Genomic DNA, 16,285 nt, shown 5'->3' with positions numbered 1-16,285 from the left:
TCCCCTCACCAGGTCAGCCGGAACTCGGGGCGCAGGCCGGCGGGGTGCTCGGTGCCGAACTGCGCCACCAGCAGGCTCCGTTTGCGCCCCTCCAGGCCGAACCAGGTGTCCAGCAGATGGGTGAGCACGTCGTTCTGGATCCGGCTCGCCACGCCGATGGCCGCGGCGGCGAGGCAGGCCCGGTGCAGTGCGGCACCGGCGGCCGCCTGCTGCACGCGGTACCAACGGGTGCCGAACCGCTCCTCCAGGGCCGCGCCGTCCCCCACCGGCAGCAGCCACACGTTCGCCGTGCGGGCGCCCTGTTGGGGCAGCGCGGCCAGCGCGGCCTCGCGCAGCCGCTGCCGGGGATCGCCCTCGGCCACGAGCTCCAGTTGGTGCTCGTCGGGAAGGTAGCGGTACGCACCGGACGGGATGCCCGTCACGTCGGCGATGACGCAGTGGAACTCGACCAGGTTGGCCGGCACGTCCCAGCCCTCCTGCCGGCCGTAGCCGGCGAGGATCGTGGCCAGTGTGCCCATCGACATGGTTTCGCCGTTGAAGCCGCGCATGGCCGCGTGACGGGTCCGGGTGCCGGCCGGCAGGTCCGGTTCCGCATGCGGCAGGCTGATCCGCGTGCCTTCCCCCACGGGTGCGGCCGGCAGCGGTTCCGGGCGGGGGCGGCTTCGGGCGAGCACCGCCGAGTGCGCGCCGGAGGCGAGCGGGTAGGAGGCCAGCGACGGGCCGCCGTAGGTGGCGGGCACCGGCGGGACCAGCTCGATCACCGCGTGCACCCCCTCCTTCCTCGGGTCGAGCCCCAGCAGCTCGGTCACGTCGGCGTCGGGGAAGCACAGCCGGGCCGTGGCGTCCTGGTCGCCCGCGACCACCAGCGCCTGCGCCACCTGGATCCCGGCCTCCAGGCAGACCAGCCGGTAGTACATCTCGCCGTACTTGGCGGCCAGCCGCCAGAACACGTTGGTCTGCACCAGGACGGTCGCGGCCGGCCGGGACGCGACCCAGCTCCGGTAGTCGCCCGAGCGCAGCAGCACCAGGGCGTGCCGGGCCGGGTCGTAGTAGTAGACGCCCGGCGGCACCTCCGAGTCGGGACCGGCGATCACGTACCACTCCGCGCTGTACCGGGCGCCCCCTGACGGGGTCGGGCGCCGGGTCACCAGCCATTGCAGCGGATCGGAGTCCGGGATGGCCTCGAAGCTGTCGGTGAAGGGCAGCTTGTCCAGCGGGGTCAGCCACTGCGACCGGGTGATGCCCCCGAGGTCGGCGAGCATCCTGCCGAGCCGGTGCTCGGAGCTCTCCGGCGGCCACGGCAGCGGGTGGCGCGGTGCGCCCGGGTAGGTCTTGACCACCAGGGGCCGGAACGCCGTCTGGTTCACCACCTCGGTGGGGGTGTGCACGTTCTCCACGTAGTGCGTGGCGTCGTTGCTCATGGCTCACACCGCGCACAGGTCGAAGGCGGTCCTGGTCAGCAGCAGCCGCAGGTGGGACTCCTGGGCCAGGTTGATGCCGAGCCGGTTGCACATCAGGTGCGTGAACCGCTCCACGATCAGCTGCGGGACCAGGTGGTTGATGTGCTGCAGCACGTCGGCCGGAGCCTCGAAGTCGGAGTAGGCGTCCAGCTTGCCCAGCAGCTCCAGTTCGACCAGGGTGTCGTTGGCCTCCCGCACGGTGGCCAGCCACCTGCTCTCCACGGACGCGTCCGGCAGTGCCACGCCCCTCGTCGACGCGAACACCGCCTCCAGGCTGGTGCGCAGCCGGGCCTTGTTCGCGTCGAAGTACCGCTCGAACGCCGCCGACTGCAGCAGCTCCGCCGCGGCGCCGCCGCTCTCGACCATGAACCGTGCCTGGTAGGCGAGTTCGGGCAGGATGCCGGTGAAGACCGTGCGGTTGGCGGCCAGCATGGCGAAGGCGTCCATGGCGCGCTGACCCGGGGTGCGACCGCGGGCGATCAGTTCGACCGCCAGCACGCTGGCCGCCATGAACTGCTTCTCGACGGCGGCCAGGGAGCGGCCGGTGCCGTACACGTCGGTCTCGGGCACGTAGTCGATGAACGCGATCGAGTTGTCCGGGTGCAACGAGTCGTAGTGGTCCATCCGCTCCAGCCCGGCGAGCTCGGCCGCGGACTCGGCGTAGGCCTGCTCGGTCAGCGCGGACTGCGACGGCGAGGTGCGGTAGAACTCCGCGGCCGTCTCCTCGATGACCGAGCGGACCTCCTCGACGTGCTCCGGCCAGGTGCGCACCCGCAGCCGGACGTGCGGGCCGCCCTCCCAGTAGCGGAGGAAGAAGAAGCCGTCGACCAGTCCGGCCCGGCCCAGCCGTTCGACGGCGGGCCTGACGACACCGACGATCACGGCGTCCTGGTCGCCGTGGTAGAAGAGGTGGGCGCTGACCCAGCTGTACTCAGACATAGGTGACTCCGGGCTCGTTCAGTTCCACGATGTACTCCGCCACGTGCTCACCGCGGACGTGGCCGGGATCCGGCAGCATCTCGCTGATCTGCACGATCGCGTCCGGCGCGGTGAGCCGGCGTTCCAGACCGAGCAGCAGCAGCGTGCTGGCGAAGTCCACGTAGGTGGGTTTGGTGTCGTTGCTCGGCCCCTGACCGTTCTCGCCCTGGTTCAGTGACGCCGGGTCGAGGACGGTGACGAAGCAGCGCTCGGGGATGCCGTGTTCGGCCAGCCAGCCGACGATCCTCAGCACCCAGGCCTCGCCGGTCGGGGCGTCGGCCCGCCGGGGCACCTGGTCGGCGTGGGTCAGCCACATGGCGCGGCGCAGCACCACGTTGCCCACCATCAGCCGGGGCAGGTGGCGCACTCCGCTGTCCGCGCGCGGGTCCGAGGTCATCCGGAGCTCGGTGGACGCGTCGAACCAGGTGTTGGACTCGCCGAACGCCTCGATCATGAAGCGTGCGGCGTGCGGCAGCAGCCGGTCGGCGCCCAGGCCCGGGTGCACCGGGCAGATCCGCTTGCCCAGCCGGCGCGACACCAGCGTGAGCAACCCGTCCTCGCCGTACTGCACATGGAGGTCGTTGACCGTCACCCGGTCCTCGTCCTCGCGCGTGCTGCGGACGCCGGGGTAGTCGACGACCAGCCGGACGCTCGGCTTCCTGACGTTGACGGCGGAGCGGGCCACGGCCTCGAACTCGGCGAACAGCACGTCGTCGCGGCCCGCGGCCAGCCCCGCTTCGTCCGGGACGCCGGCGGGCAGGTCGAGCACGTCCAGGATGTGCCGCACCCGGTTGCGGCCGCGGCCGAAGCCGCCGCCGATGCTGTTGACGACCAGTTCCGGGCCGTGCGCGGCATGGGCGAGCTGGCAGTAGACCGCGAGCGACGTCGGTGTGCGGACCCAGTCCGGCCACTGTGCGGCCAGCTTGCGCACCTCGTCGGGGTCGATGCGGACCACGCCGTCCCGGTCGGGCGTGCGCTCGCCCAGCAGGCGCTTGCCGGCGGTGCGCAGGCGGTGCAGCTCGCGCACCGTTTCGACCGGGCTGTCCGCACTGGCGAACCGGCTGTGCGCCAGGCGCGGCCCGCGCCCGGCCGGGCCCGACGCGGCGCCGGCGGACTGTTCGGCCAGGACGTCCCGGTAGAACACCATCAGCGGGACCTGCGCCCCGACCGGGTAGCGGCTCCAGAACAGCGAGGCGAGCGTCAGCTTGAACGGCAGGTCGGGCCCGATCAGGCCGAGCAGGGTGCGCACCGCGTCGAGGTCGTCCAGCAGCGGTCGCCAGCTCGCCCGGTCCAGCACGGCACTCGTGCCGGGGTGCACCGCGTTCTCGTAGAAGCTGTACCGGGCGAACTCCTGGGCCATCTTCGGGCTGCCGGCGTGGGCGTGGTCGCCCACCTCGCGCAGTGCCGCGTCCAGCCCGTGGACCACGGCCTCGCGGACGGCGACCCGGTCGCCGGGTTCGGTGATGGTCGGGTAGCTCGACAGCGCCTCGGCCAGCCCGTGCAGGGTCCGGTCCAGCCGTTCCAGGCCCGGCTGCCGGCGCAGCCAGGCGCGCAGGTCGCCGACCGGGTCCGCGGACTGGTCGGCGAGCGGCGGGACCGGCTCCAGCAGGCCCAGCGTCACCAGTCGGCGCAGGAACAGGTCGACCTTGCGCCCGTCGGGCGCGACGGCCAGCAGCGCGTCCCGCAGCTCGTCGAAGGTGCACTGATCGGAAGTGCGTCGGGGGGTGGTCAGTTCCAGCACCCGGCGCAGGGTCGGGGTGAGCGCGAGGCTGTGCACGTGCTCGACCGGCCGACGGCCGAGGAACAGCAGCGCGTCGTCGACGGCCGTGGCGCTGGGGTTGATCCGGATCGGGCAGCCGCCGACCAGCTCCGGGCGTTCGCAGACGGCGCGCGCGATCCGGTGCAGCGATCCGACGCTGACCTCGGTCGCGGTCGCCGCGGCGGGCCGCCCCGCGGCCGGCTCGACGATGTCCTCGGCCTCGCCCCAGGCGGCCAGGCCGCTGCTGGTGAACGTGGAGTACGGGCTGGTCTTCGCGGCGGAGCGGGCCAGGTACTGCGCCAGGCGCAGCACGGTCTGGCGCTGCGGCGCGTGTCCGGTCTCCACCCACTTCCGCAGGGCCAGGAACAGGTCCGGGTTGGCGTGCACGAGACCGAGCTGGAACGCGGGCAGCCCGGCCGCGGCGAGCAGCGACTCGTAGCTCTCCGCCCGGTCCTGTTCGAGTTCCTGGGGGAGTGCCGCGACCAGGCGGTCGCGTTCGGCGAGCCGCTCCTCCCACTCCCGCAGCGGGGCGACCAGCTCGGCGGGGACGTCGGCCGATCGCGCCGGATGGACGTGGCGGCCGCGGTGCACTGCCCGGCGCACCGCGACGAGCCCGGCCTTGAGCTCGCCGTCGCCCGTGGCGCCGATCACCGTGTGCAGCAGGTCCGACAGCTCGCCGGCCGCCGTGGTGATCTCGCCGCGCAGCCGCACCAGCTCGCCGGCCGTGTGCCAGCTCCGCGCGCAGCGCAGTCCGTCCAGCGCGGCGACCGGGCTGCCGGCGAGGCGGACCACGGCGGACGACCCCGGCACGTACCGCTGCGGGGCGGGGCCGGCTTCTCGCAGCCTGTCCATCACTCCACCCCCTCCGGCTCGACAGGGACGATCATGCGTCCGCCCGGGCCGGTCCTGGCCAGCATGATCTGGAAGACCGGGGCGTGCCGTTGCTCGGCCAGTCCGAGGGCCGCGCGGACCCCTTCGGCGTGGTAGGCGTTGACGATCCGGCCGGACATGCCCTGTGCCGCGGCCGCGACGCACACGCGGTGCGCGAGCAGCCCGGCCTCCTGGTTGAGCACGCGGTAGCCGCGGTCACCGAAGGTGTCGAACGCCCAGTCGCCGTCGCCGACGAGATGGACGATGGCGTTCATGTTCCGGAAGACCGGTCCGGGGATGGTGACCCGCTCGATCGCCGTGACGGCGTCGGTGTCGGCGTCCGCGCGGACGATCGGATGCAGCGCGCCGGTGTTCTGGTCGAGCCGGTAGGAACCCGCCGGAATTCCGATGAGATCGCCGACGGTCAGGTAGATCTCCAACGGGACCGGCGCGCCGGCCGGGACGGCGTCGCTGGCGACCCCGGCCCGGATCCGGGCCAGCCGCGCCCACAGCTCGACCCCGTCGACCTGCGAGGCGACCGGCTTGAAGAGCCCGGGGCCCGAATCACGCACCCGCAGCACCTGCGCCAGGTCGATCTCCCCGGCCTCGGCCCGGGGCAGGGGCAGCGGTTCGGTGTCGGGCACGGTGGGCGCGACCGGTTCGGCCGCTGCGAAGCTCGCGGTGTCGGTGCGCAAGGACGCGCGGTTGACCTTCGTCAGCGCCGGGCAGGCTTGAGCAGCCTTCAGTCCGCCGGGGAGCACGGTCGGACTGATCGGGTCGATGGTCGCGGCGAGCGCCGCGGCCGTCCGCGGGACCGGGTCGCGCCGCGGGCCGGCGCCGGCGTCGGCGAGGTGCAGCGGCAGGACCACCAGGGCCGGCTCCTCGTCGGGGTCGAGTCCGAGCAGCTTGTTGACCGGCTCGTCGACGAACTGGTGGTGCACGTGCGCCCGCAGGCCCATGGACCGGGCGACCAGGTCGAGGTTCCCGGTGAGCAGTCCGGCCTCCTGGGTGCACAGGCGGTAGGCGTAGTCGCGGTAGATGTACGCGACCTTGGAGAACAGCCCGGAGAGCACGAACACGGCCTGGGGCGAATCACCCGCGGTGCCGGTCGCGCCGGCCAGCAGCCGCCGGTGGTCTCCGTCGCGCAGCAGCACCAACGCGTGGTGCGGAACGTCGTAGTGGTAGACGCCCTCGGGCAGCACCACGTACAGCTGGACACCGAACAGGCAGCGCGCGGACGCGACCGTCCGGTGGTAGGGCCAGGTCCCGTTGGTGTCGAACTCCTGCCGGGAGAGGCCGTAGCCGTAGCGCAGCAGCGTCGACAGCGCCGCTTCGTCGAACGCCTCGACCTCGCGCAACTCCTGCGGGACCCTGGTCGTCAGCGGGCGTCGGGGCCGGCCCCGGTAGATCTTGAACTTCAGCGGCTCGTCCGGGTTGGCGTACTCCGACTGCCGGGCCTCCATCGCCTCGGCGAGGTCCTCCAGGCTGACCCGCAGGAACTCCCGGCCGACAGCGCCCCCGCGCTCGGTCACGGCACCCCCGGTCACGGGAAGGGATGCGGGTGCGGGTTGCGTACCTCGGACAGCCTGGGCAGTCCGGTCACCCGCCGGGCCGCGTGTCCGAAGGTCATCGGCACCGAGCCCGGTGCTATCACCTTGACGCATGTGAAGCCTCCGGCTGTCTGTTCTGTGGAAGTGGTGTCGACGGCGACGACGTCCATGCCGGCCGTGGCGAAGCGCCGGACGGCCTCGTCGAGGTCCGCGCCGATGTCGGTGGTGCTCGGCCAGTGCCAGCGTCCGAGCCGCTGCTCCCAGGTCGAGGTCGCCGGGTCGTCGAGCAGGAAGGAGTACCGGTCGAAGGTGGCCGGATTGGCGGCGCAGAGCAGGTGGTCGGCCATCGAGACGACCTCGTCCGGATGGTCGGCCAGGTGCCGGGCACGGTCGTGCCAGTCCGGATCGAGCGCCAGGATGGCCAGGTACTCGACGGTCTGGCTCAGTTCGTGCAGCGCGGCCAGGATCGCCTCGGCCGGGCGCAGCCCGCTGCCGCCGGTCGAAACGGCCCTGGGCCGCGCGGCGCCGGTGACGTCCTCGGCGAGCGTCCAGAACGACGGGATCCCGTGTTCCCGCGTGCTGTCGAAGACGTGCACCCGGTAGCCCTGCCGCTCGATCCGCTCGGCCACCAGCGGGATCCGGCGGTCGGGCACCGTGGCCGGGTCGATCTCGGGCAGCGGGGTCTGCTGGTACCAGGCCATCAGGAACGCGTCGCGCTCGGCGACTTCGAGGATGCCGTGCAGCACGGCCTCCTCGTAGCAGCCCCCGAGCGCGTTGCCGCTGGAGATCTCGCCGGCGAACCTGGGCTCGCCGGCGGGCATCGGCAGGCGGTAGTAGACGAAGCTCTCCGGCACCAGAACCGGCCGGCCCTGGCCGAAGGAGTAGCCCCACACCCAGTTGGTCACCGCGTCCTCGGTGAACTTCCGGTACGGGAAGTCCGGGATCAGGAACCGGTCGTCGGGATAGAGCCCGAGCGTGCGGGGGTCGATCGCGGCACCGGCCACCTCGGCGTAACCGGCCCGGACGGCGGTGCGCTTGGCCGGCGCGTACGCCGTGAGCCGTTCCAGCGACTCGGCCACCGCGATGGACCACGCGGAGGTGAAGTCCCGGGTGCGGCCGTAGCCGGCCGGCTCCGCCGGGGCACCGGGTGCGGCCAGGACGGCCCCGCTGAACGGGAACGCGTGCCCCGGGTAGGAGGTGACCGTGGGGATCAGGCCGGCCTGCCCGTCGACGTAGGTCGCCGCGAGTGCGCCCCGGTCGAGCCGCCGGACGCGGCTGGATTCGGGCGACAGCTTGCGCCGCGCCTCCCGGACCACCCGTGCGCCCTGCTCGCTGTCCTCCGGCACCTCCGAACACCTCTGACAGTGCGGGTCGTCGAGGAAGGCGTGCCGGGACAGCTCCAGCGTGGCGGTGTCGACGACCCAGAACCGCCGGGCGCCGGGCCGCGCCGCGGCCAATCCGTCGACGGTGTCGGCCAGGAAGCTCGGCAGCTCCCGGTCCGACGCCCCGGCGGCCATCTCGGCGGCGCGTTCGGCGGACGCCGCCGCGAGGCGACGCGTGTGCAGGCACTCCGGGCAGCCCGGCGCCGACGGCCCCACGACCACCTGGTGCGGTTCGAGGAGCACCTGCGGCTGGTCAGCCATGGAGGACCACGACACGCACCACGAACGGGGACAGCCGGGCCAGGGAGGCATCGTGGTCCAGCGGGACCGCGACCACCCGGCCGCCCTCCCCGGTCAGCCCGGCCACGACCTCGTCCAGCGTCACCGAACGGGGCCCCGCCCCGGTCGCGCCCCCGGCGGCCGAGCCGCGCAGCCACTCGGGCAGGTCGGGCACGGGGGCCGGCGCGTAGCCGGGCTGACCGGTGGCCCGGGCCTGGTAGGCGAGCAGCGTCCGCTCCAGCCCCTCCTCCAGCGCGGCGGCGACGTCCAGGCCGCTGACGTAGGCGACGGTGCCGGCGGGGGTGGTGAACGCGAAGGTCGGCAGGCCGAGCAGACCGGACAGGTCGTGGACCTCGAACGACTCCTCGACGATCCCCAGCAGTTTCAGGTAGCGCTCACCGCGCGGGGTCAGCTCGGCGGCGTCCGGGTCCAGCTGCGGCAGCGGTTCGGTCGCGGTCGACAGGGCGGCCACCGCGGTGTCGTTGACCGCCGCCACCACGGCGGCGCGCACGGCGTCGGACCAGTCGGTCCCGGAGGCCGCGGTCCGTGCGGGGAAGACCTCGGCGGCGTCGACCTCGACCGGCTCGCCGGTCAGCACGTCCAGCCCGTACAGCCGGTCGCCCTTGCGGGAGTCGACCATCACGGCCGCGTAGCCTTCGAGCGCGCGCCGGACCGCCCGCTCGCGGGACTCGACCACGGTCTCACCACAGCCGTGGACCGGGAAGGAGCCACCGGCCAGGCCGACCGGGTCGGAGACCACGACCTCGCTGACGAACAGCGGCAGCTGCTCGTAGTCGCGCTCGGTGACCTCGGCGAACACTCCGGTCCGCGGGTCGACGAAGTCCACCGCGCGCCGGGCCAGTTCCTCGTCGTCCACGGGTTTCGCGGCCACCAGCGCGGCCAGCCGTGCCGGGTCGTCGGGAACGGCGGGCAGCGCGAGCGGGTGCGGCAGGAAGGTGTGCTTCGAGGTCTCCAGGGTCTCCAGGTCGAAGCGGACCAGGTGGTCGGGGCCTGCGCCCTTGTCGATGCCGGCGAGATGGCGGAACGCCGCGAAGCACAGCTGGTTGGCGACCAGCGCGACGGTGGGGCCGCGCAGGAACTCGCTCGGTTCCACCTCGGGGTGGTCGCGCAGGTCCGCGCCGACGAGGTCGGATGTGAGCGCAAACAATCGACGCCACGCGGAATCCCAGGCGGTGGGGTCGTCGTTTTCGCCGATCACCGGGCCGACCCACGCCTCGTCGCCCGACACGACCGCCTGCGCGAACGCGGCGCCTGCGGCGGCCGCCGCCGCAGGCAGCTGCCGGGCCCGCTCGATCATGGGGCGGTCGGCGACGTGCAGCACCATGGTGGCGTCGGCGGCCACCAGGTCGAGCCGCTGGGCGTCGGCGTCCCGGTAGACGATCTGCTGCTCCGGGTCCTGCGCACGGGACGCGCCCAGGTGCTCGGCGACGCGGTCGCGGTCGAACGGCGACTCGGCGAACGGCGCGAGCGGCACGGTGCGCACGCCGGCGCGCAGCTGCGAGTTGACCAGGGCCTGCAGCAGCGGGCCGGATCCGGTCAGCACCACGGAACTGTCGCGGTAGGCCTCGAAGCGCCGTTCGGGGGAGTCGGTGAAGTACTCGATGAAGGAGATGTTGGCCGCGTAGGTGGTGACCAGCTCGCCGGACAGCGTGTGCGGACGGTCGTCCAGCGCGTTCTTGACGTACCCCTTGTCGAGCAGGAGCAGCACGAGCTTGGCCAGCGCGGCGCGGCTGGGCTCCGGTACCGAGGCGCACAGCTCGCCGAGGGTCTTGGTGCCGTCCAGCAGCGGTGCGATCCGCTGGATCCACTCGTACGTCGACGCGCCCTTGAGCATCGAGCCGCCCAGATTGCTGCGGATGTAGGCGCCTTCCGGCACGCGCATGACGTAGACGTCCCCACGCAGCCGAGGCCGTACCTGATCGACGTTCACTTCCATGACCACCGCTTCTTCGAGAATGCATTGATGACTGGTCAGTAGAAAGGACCGAGAGCCACCCGGTCCTCTGACGCGCGCACGCACCGGCTAGAGCACATGTGCCGGGAGATCAGCACCGGATCAGGTGCAGGAGCAGCACGGGGTGCAGCAGCAGCAGCAGCTGCTGCCCTTCGAGGCGGACAGCTCGGTCAGGCCGTAGCCGGCGGTCACCGAAGCGGGAACCACCTCACCCAGCTCGACGAGCTCGAAGGCGCTGTCGTCCAGCACCAGGTTGTCGAAGTTCTCCATGTCTTTCACCTCCCTTCCTCTCTGGGATCGATCAGTGGGCGCACCGGATCAGGTGCAGGAGCAGCACGGGGTGCAGCAGCAGCAGCTGCTGGTGCCCTTGGAAGCGGACAGCTCGGTCAGGCCGTAGCCGGCGGTCACCGAAGCGGGAACCACCTCGCCGAGCTCGACGAGCTCGAAGGCGCTGTCGTCCAGCACCAGGTTGTCGAAGTTCTCCATGTCTTTCACCTCCCTTCCTACGTGGGGCCGGTGCCGGCCCGCTCCCACAATGCGGGCGGGCACCGACGGTCAGAGTGCTTTCACCTCCGGCAGAACCTGGTCACAGAAGAGCTCCAGGGTCTGCCGAGCTTCGGGGAGCGGCATCGCGCCGAAATCGATCTGCCAGAGGATCTGGTCGACGCCGCCGATGTGGTCGTTGAAGGCGCGGATGCGGTCGATGACCGTGGCCGGCGAGCCGGCGATCGCGCCGCCTTCGGTGTAGAGCTTGGAGGGCTGCAGGCCGCGCAGCATCCAGCCGAAGCCGGAGTAGCCGCGGTAGGCCGAGGACTCCCGCCGGTCCCACGGGCTCACGGCCTCCGCCCAGACGTCCAGGTAGCGCCGCAGGTAGGTCTCGGCGATCTCCTCCGCACGCTCGTCGGTCTCCGCGACCACCAGCGGCAGGCTGGCCGCGACCCGGGGCCGCAGCCCGGAGGCGCCGTGCGCCGCCTCGAAGGCGTCGCGGTAGAGGGTCAGCTGGTCGCGGAACTCGTGCGGCGAGATCATCGGCGTGATCAGCAGCCCCAGCCCCTCGGTGCCCAGCCAGGTGAAGCTCTCCGGCGTGCGCACCGCGGCGCCCCACATCGGCGGATGCGGCTGTTGGGTGGGCCGGGGCCGGCCGGTCACGTCGCGGTAGGAGAAGAAGGGCGTCTCTTCGCTGACCTTCTCCTCGGTCCAGATCCGCCGCACCGCGCGGATGGTCTCGCGGTAGCGGTCGACGCTCTCGTCCATCGGTACGCCGAGCGAGTCGAACTCGTCCGGCAGGTACGCCCGGGCGAACCCCACGTCGAGCCGGCCGCCGCTGATCGCGTCCAGCTGGGCGGCGTCCGCCGCCAGCTGGATGGGGTGGTGGAAGACCGGGAGGACGCATCCGGTGATGAGCCTGACCGTGTCCGTCCGGGCGGCCACCGCGGACAGGAAGCCCAGCGGGCTGGGGCAGTAGCCGCCGTAGTGGTGGAGATAGTGCTCGGTCATCTTCACCGAATCCAGACCGCCCGCCTCCGCCCGGACCGACAACTCCAGCGCATCGCTGAAATAGTCCTGCGGAGATTTCGTCTCCGGCGTACAGTCGGGAAGAAAAGAAAGCCCGAAGCGCACCGATACCACACTCCCTATAGCAGCCGGATTTCCACCAGATGAATCTCGGGGGTTCGTCACCCGATCACTCCGGGGCCTGTCGGCACGCCACCGGGTGTTTCGCCGCTGACGCTACATCGGGCCACCAGGGTCGTCAATAACGACCAGCATTCGGGATCGGGGCTCAAATAAAGCTCAAATCCCCCGGTATCCTCGGAGATACCTACGGTGCTGGGAGTGCGTTATTGACGTCGCTATTCGGGGCTGGAAATGTTGGCATCCGCTGGCGGCTTATGCGGCCGTGGCCTTGCGCCGAAGTGAACGGCGGAGGAACACGGGTGTGGTCTCCATGGGCGCACGAGCGGGTCGTTCCGGCGCGCAATGTCCATCATGAACGACTTCTATGGATGTGTAGCCATGACCTCCACCATCGACACACACGCTGCTGCCGACGCCGGCGGGCAGCCGGCGCCCGACCGGCGGAGATCCGTCCAGCTCGTCGAGTTCACCGCCATGCAGGGTGTCCGGTACAGCGTCACCCTCGGGTACCTGAAGGCGACCGCGATGGCCGACCCCGCCCTCGACGCGGCCTGCGACTTCCGGATCAGCGTGCGCGAGCAGAGCGGCGGTGAGCAGGCGACGAAGGAACTGCTCGACACCTGGGACGAGCCGTTCGTCGTCGCGCTGACCGTGTTCTTCTGGAACCGCGCCCAGTCCCTGGAGCTCGCCCGCCAGGTGAAGGAACGCTGGCCGGACTGCCGCGTCGTGGTCGGCGGCAACGACGTCAGCTACCAGCAGGAGCCCCTGTTCGCCGAGGCGCCCTGGCTGGACGTGCTGGTGCACGGCGAGGGCGAACTGCGCTTCCGCGACCTGCTGCACACCTTCCTGACCGACGGGGACCTCGCCGCGGTGCCCGGCATCAGCTACTGGTCCGACGGCGCCGTCGTCACCAACCTGGACGCGGACCGCATCACCGACCTCGAACAGGTCGTCTCGCCGATCCTCACGCCGGTCTACTCCGACGAGGAGATCACCGGCTCGTCCATGATCGTCTACGAGACCAACCGCGGCTGCCCGTACGGCTGCGCGTTCTGCTACTGGGGCGGCGCGACCAACTCCAAGGTCCGCCGGTTCGACCTGGAACGGATCTTCGCGGAGCTGGACCGGCTGATCCGGCTGATGCCCGTGGACGCGACGCTGTTCATCGCGGACGCGAACTTCGGCATCCTGGCCCGCGACCGGGAGATCGCCGAGCGCATCGTCGAACTCTGCGAGCGCTACGACAAGCGGCTGATCATCAGCACCAACTGGGCGAAGAACAGCAACGACCGGATCGTCGAGATCGCGAGCATGCTGCACGCCGCCGACCTGACCGGTGCGATCACGCTGTCCGCCCAGTCCTTCGACGCCGACGTGCTGAAGATCGCCAACCGGGCCAACATCCGCACCAACCACTACCGCCGGCTGCTGTCCCGCTTCCGCGAACTCGACATCCCCACCTACACCGACCTGATCTGGGGCCTGCCCGGCGAGACGTTCGCCACGTACCTCGACGGCATCGAGGAGGTGCTCAGCGCCGGCGGATCCCCGGTCATCTACCCCCTGCTGCTGCTCAACAACACCGACTACTCGCGCGAGGCCTTCAAGGACGAGCAGCAGCTGAAGACGCGCTGGATGCCCGCCGACATCACCAACCCCGAACTCGTCGCCGACGTCGTCATCGGACACTCCGCGATGACCACCGAGGAGTGGGTGCGGGGCATGGAGTTCCGGGTGTCCATGACGCTGTTCCAGAAGATCCTGCTGCGCTGCGCGTTGCGCGTCCTGCACTCGACCACGGGCGTTCGCATGGTCGAACTGTGCCAGCAACTCTGGACGTTCATGCTGGAGCACTGTGCCGACCCGTTCATGCGCGCCGTCGCCCGCGACGTCTCCGCGGTCTACCGGGACCCGTCCGTCCTGGACGTGGCGCTGCTCAAGACGATCATCGGCAGTCAGGCCGTCGTGCCCGAAGAGGTGCACTACCAGGCGCTGTTGTGCCGCGCCGTCCGCACCGAACGCGCCACCGCGGACCTGCTCGACGCGGCGGTCGACCACCTGTGCGCCTGGCTGGCCGGCTCCGGGCACGAGGTCGACCGGGCTCTGGTCGACAGCGCGCTGACCCTCGACATCGCGGCGACGACGATCCTGCGCGCGAGTCTGCGCGGTGACATCGCCGAGGCGGAGTTCGCCGTCCCGAGGCGGGGGTGGGACCTGCTCGTCGAGTCCGGTGACGTGCCGTCGGGTCTCGACGCGAGCAACCAGGGGACCATCGTGCGCGGCACGGTGTGGGCGCCTTCGCGCTGGGTCGACTTCCCGATCAGTGTCTACGCACTGTCCATCTGGCACGGCACCGGCCGGCCGCTGCACGACCTGCTGTTCGCCCTGCCGGACCGGCTGCCGGATGCCGCGTGACCGGTTCGCACCTGGGCGACGGCGTCTTCGGGCTCTGGGATTGACAGCGCTTTGTTATCGCGAACATCATGGTCACATCAGGTGCATCGAGCGCATCGGGTGCATCTTGCGTATCCCGCACATCCCGCACATCACGCGCAGCCCGGGTTACCCGCAATCCTCGCGCGGCTGCTGCTGTGCCCCGTGAACGTTGGGGGATCATGACCACCGAACGAGCCGTCCACCAGTCCGACGGCCCCTGCCGCCCGATCCTCGACCAGCTCACCGACAAGTGGTCGATGACGGTCATGGCGGTCCTCGACGAGCCCAGACGGTTCAACGAGATCAAGCGCCGCATCGACTGCGTGACCCAGCGGGTCCTGACCCAGACCCTGCGCCGGCTGGAGCGCAACGGAATGATCATGCGCAGGGTGCTGCCGACCTCGCCGGTCGGAGTCGAGTACTCGCTCACACCGCTCGGGGAATCCCTGCAGGAACCGTTCAACCGGTTGTACGCCTGGACCGTCGCCCACACGGACGCGATCCGCGCGCACCAGGTGGAGTACGACCGCAGGGCGCTCGGCTGTGAAGATCAAGGCTCCTCTGTCTCACGGCAGTTGGAGGATGCCTCCTTCGAAGCCTGATCGGATGTCACCTCGCCGTGGCAGGTGCGCGCTTTGCCTCACGGCCGGTCAGGCCCTTGCCGTGGCAGCGTAAGATGCCCGGTATGTCCACAGTTGCCGTGATTGCGGTTGTCGCGCTCGCCCTCCTGCACGTCTACATCCTGGTCCTGGAGATGTTCCTGTGGACCACTCCCCGGGCCCGGGCCTCCTTCGGGACGTCCGAGGAGTTCGCGGTCTCGGCCAAGGCGATGGCCGCCAACCAGGGCCTCTACAACGGCTTCCTGGCGGCCGGGCTCCTCTGGGGCGCGTTCGCCTCCGACCCGGTCGGGTTCCAGACGCGGGTCTTCTTCACGTCCTGCGTCGCCGTCGCCGGGGTTTTCGGCGCCGTGACGTCCTCCCGGAAGATCCTCTTCGTGCAGACCGTGCCGGCGCTGGTCGTGCTGGTCCTGGTGCTCCTGGCCCGCTGAATCCCCGCTCACTGAACACCCGAACGACCGTCCACCGAGGGGTGCCTCTCCCGAGAGGCACCCCTCCGGCATTTCTCGCGACCGCTTTTCTCACGGCCGCCTTTCTCACAACCGGGTGTCAGTTTCGCCCGCCGGACAGCTGCGATCCGACGGTGAGCCCACTGATACGGGCGACCGATTTCCTTGGGGGCACCGGGGCGAAAGGCCCCGGGACACACCTGAACGAACCAAGGAGCACGTGATGTCCACCGCCCTTGACCCGGCGCCCGCGCCCGCCGCGGAACGCCAGAAGAAGCCCCGCGCCTGGAGGCGCCACCGCAGCGTCCTGGCCATCGCCGGTATGGCGCTCGCCCTCCTGGGCACCACCGTCGACACCGCGTCCGCGACGGTGCCGCAGTCGGTCTACTGCCCGCAGAACTGCTGGCAGATCCGTACTCCTCCGAACGGCATCAACTGGGGGCAGTGGCAGGACGCCAACAGCGCGGCGGCGTTCTGGGGCAACTACAACATCGACTGGGGCCACACGACCTTCGGTTACTACGACGTCTCCCCGCAGTGGGGTCACGGGTGGCCTGCCCAGGTCTACGGCGGGACGTGGTACGCGTACTTCGAGGCGGACGTCAGCGCGGACCGGTTCATCTACTACGGCGGTACCTTCAACGACTACGCCGGCCAGATCACGGGCTTCGAGCGGGCGCGGGGCGTCGGTTCCTCGCAGGCCTGGTCCACCCCGGGGTACGGGGGCACGGGGAACCGGTCTCCCTACGTGGAGTACGACATGGACTCCTGGACGAACACGAGGCCCGCGGGCGGCCGCGGCGACCGGCGGATCGTCCGCAACCCCAACACCGGTCACACCTACGTGACGTTCGACCACTACAACACGTTCTACTACCTGGGCAACTTCTAG

13 protein-coding genes are annotated in these 16,285 nt (G+C 71.0%); 4 read left to right on the top strand and 9 right to left on the bottom strand.

Annotation, left to right across the window (positions count from 1 at the left end; genetic code table 11):
• Nucleotides 1–5: 5 nt before the first annotated feature.
• The 9 genes from ACFXDE_RS02795 to ACFXDE_RS02755 all read right to left on the bottom strand — a co-directional run bounded on the left by ACFXDE_RS02795 (nt 6) and on the right by ACFXDE_RS02755 (nt 11,873).
• Entirely contained in the window at nt 6–1,421 is a 1,416-nt protein-coding gene (locus ACFXDE_RS02795; protein ID WP_380490198.1) for a nitroreductase family protein, read from the bottom strand.
• A gap of 3 nt (nt 1,422–1,424) precedes the next feature.
• On the bottom strand, nt 1,425–2,399 hold the full coding sequence (locus ACFXDE_RS02790; protein WP_380490196.1) for a lantibiotic dehydratase C-terminal domain-containing protein: 975 nt from the start codon (nt 2,397–2,399) through the stop codon (nt 1,425–1,427).
• Entirely contained in the window at nt 2,392–5,049 is a 2,658-nt protein-coding gene (locus tag ACFXDE_RS02785) for a lantibiotic dehydratase (protein WP_380490194.1), read from the bottom strand. Before ACFXDE_RS02785 ends, ACFXDE_RS02790 begins: the two co-directional genes overlap by 8 nt.
• A complete protein-coding gene (locus ACFXDE_RS02780) occupies nt 5,049–6,599 on the bottom strand; it encodes a SagB family peptide dehydrogenase (protein ID WP_380490192.1) in 1,551 nt (516 codons plus the stop codon). The genes ACFXDE_RS02785 and ACFXDE_RS02780 overlap by 1 nt, the downstream gene beginning before the upstream one ends.
• Nucleotides 6,600–6,610: 11 nt before the next feature.
• Nucleotides 6,611–8,260 carry a TOMM precursor leader peptide-binding protein gene (locus tag ACFXDE_RS02775; RefSeq protein WP_380490190.1) on the bottom strand — a complete coding sequence of 550 codons (1,650 nt, stop codon included), beginning with the start codon at nt 8,258–8,260 and terminating at the stop codon, nt 6,611–6,613.
• Nucleotides 8,253–10,235: a hypothetical protein gene (locus tag ACFXDE_RS02770; RefSeq protein WP_380490188.1), complete on the bottom strand. Its 1,983-nt coding sequence runs from the start codon at nt 10,233–10,235 to the stop codon at nt 8,253–8,255. The genes ACFXDE_RS02775 and ACFXDE_RS02770 overlap by 8 nt, the downstream gene beginning before the upstream one ends.
• A 120-nt stretch (nt 10,236–10,355) precedes the next feature.
• Nucleotides 10,356–10,523 carry a thiomuracin/GE37468 family thiazolyl RiPP peptide gene (locus ACFXDE_RS02765; protein ID WP_380490186.1) on the bottom strand — a complete coding sequence of 56 codons (168 nt, stop codon included), beginning with the start codon at nt 10,521–10,523 and terminating at the stop codon, nt 10,356–10,358.
• Nucleotides 10,524–10,571: 48 nt separating this feature from the next.
• Entirely contained in the window at nt 10,572–10,739 is a 168-nt protein-coding gene (locus ACFXDE_RS02760) for a thiomuracin/GE37468 family thiazolyl RiPP peptide (protein ID WP_380438448.1), read from the bottom strand.
• Nucleotides 10,740–10,808: 69 nt separating this feature from the next.
• Nucleotides 10,809–11,873 carry an LLM class flavin-dependent oxidoreductase gene (locus ACFXDE_RS02755; RefSeq protein WP_380490184.1) on the bottom strand — a complete coding sequence of 355 codons (1,065 nt, stop codon included), beginning with the start codon at nt 11,871–11,873 and terminating at the stop codon, nt 10,809–10,811.
• Between the two features lie 396 nt (nt 11,874–12,269).
• Between ACFXDE_RS02755 and ACFXDE_RS02750 the strand changes: the two genes are divergently transcribed.
• The 4 genes from ACFXDE_RS02750 to ACFXDE_RS02735 all read left to right on the top strand — a co-directional run bounded on the left by ACFXDE_RS02750 (nt 12,270) and on the right by ACFXDE_RS02735 (nt 16,285).
• On the top strand, nt 12,270–14,306 hold the full coding sequence (locus ACFXDE_RS02750) for a radical SAM protein (RefSeq protein WP_380490182.1): 2,037 nt from the start codon (nt 12,270–12,272) through the stop codon (nt 14,304–14,306).
• Nucleotides 14,307–14,506: 200 nt separating this feature from the next.
• Nucleotides 14,507–14,929: a winged helix-turn-helix transcriptional regulator gene (locus tag ACFXDE_RS02745; RefSeq protein WP_380490180.1), complete on the top strand. Its 423-nt coding sequence runs from the start codon at nt 14,507–14,509 to the stop codon at nt 14,927–14,929.
• Nucleotides 14,930–15,012: 83 nt separating this feature from the next.
• On the top strand, nt 15,013–15,375 hold the full coding sequence (locus ACFXDE_RS02740; RefSeq protein ID WP_380490178.1) for a DUF1304 domain-containing protein: 363 nt from the start codon (nt 15,013–15,015) through the stop codon (nt 15,373–15,375).
• Between the two features lie 241 nt (nt 15,376–15,616).
• Nucleotides 15,617–16,285 carry a hypothetical protein gene (locus ACFXDE_RS02735; RefSeq protein WP_380490176.1) on the top strand — a complete coding sequence of 223 codons (669 nt, stop codon included), beginning with the start codon at nt 15,617–15,619 and terminating at the stop codon, nt 16,283–16,285.

This window comes from Kitasatospora sp. NPDC059408, assembly GCF_042751525.1.
In the GTDB taxonomy this organism is placed as follows: domain Bacteria; phylum Actinomycetota; class Actinomycetes; order Streptomycetales; family Streptomycetaceae; genus Kitasatospora.
Note: the sequence above shows the minus strand (reverse complement) of the source record. Positions and strands in the feature narration are given on the sequence as shown.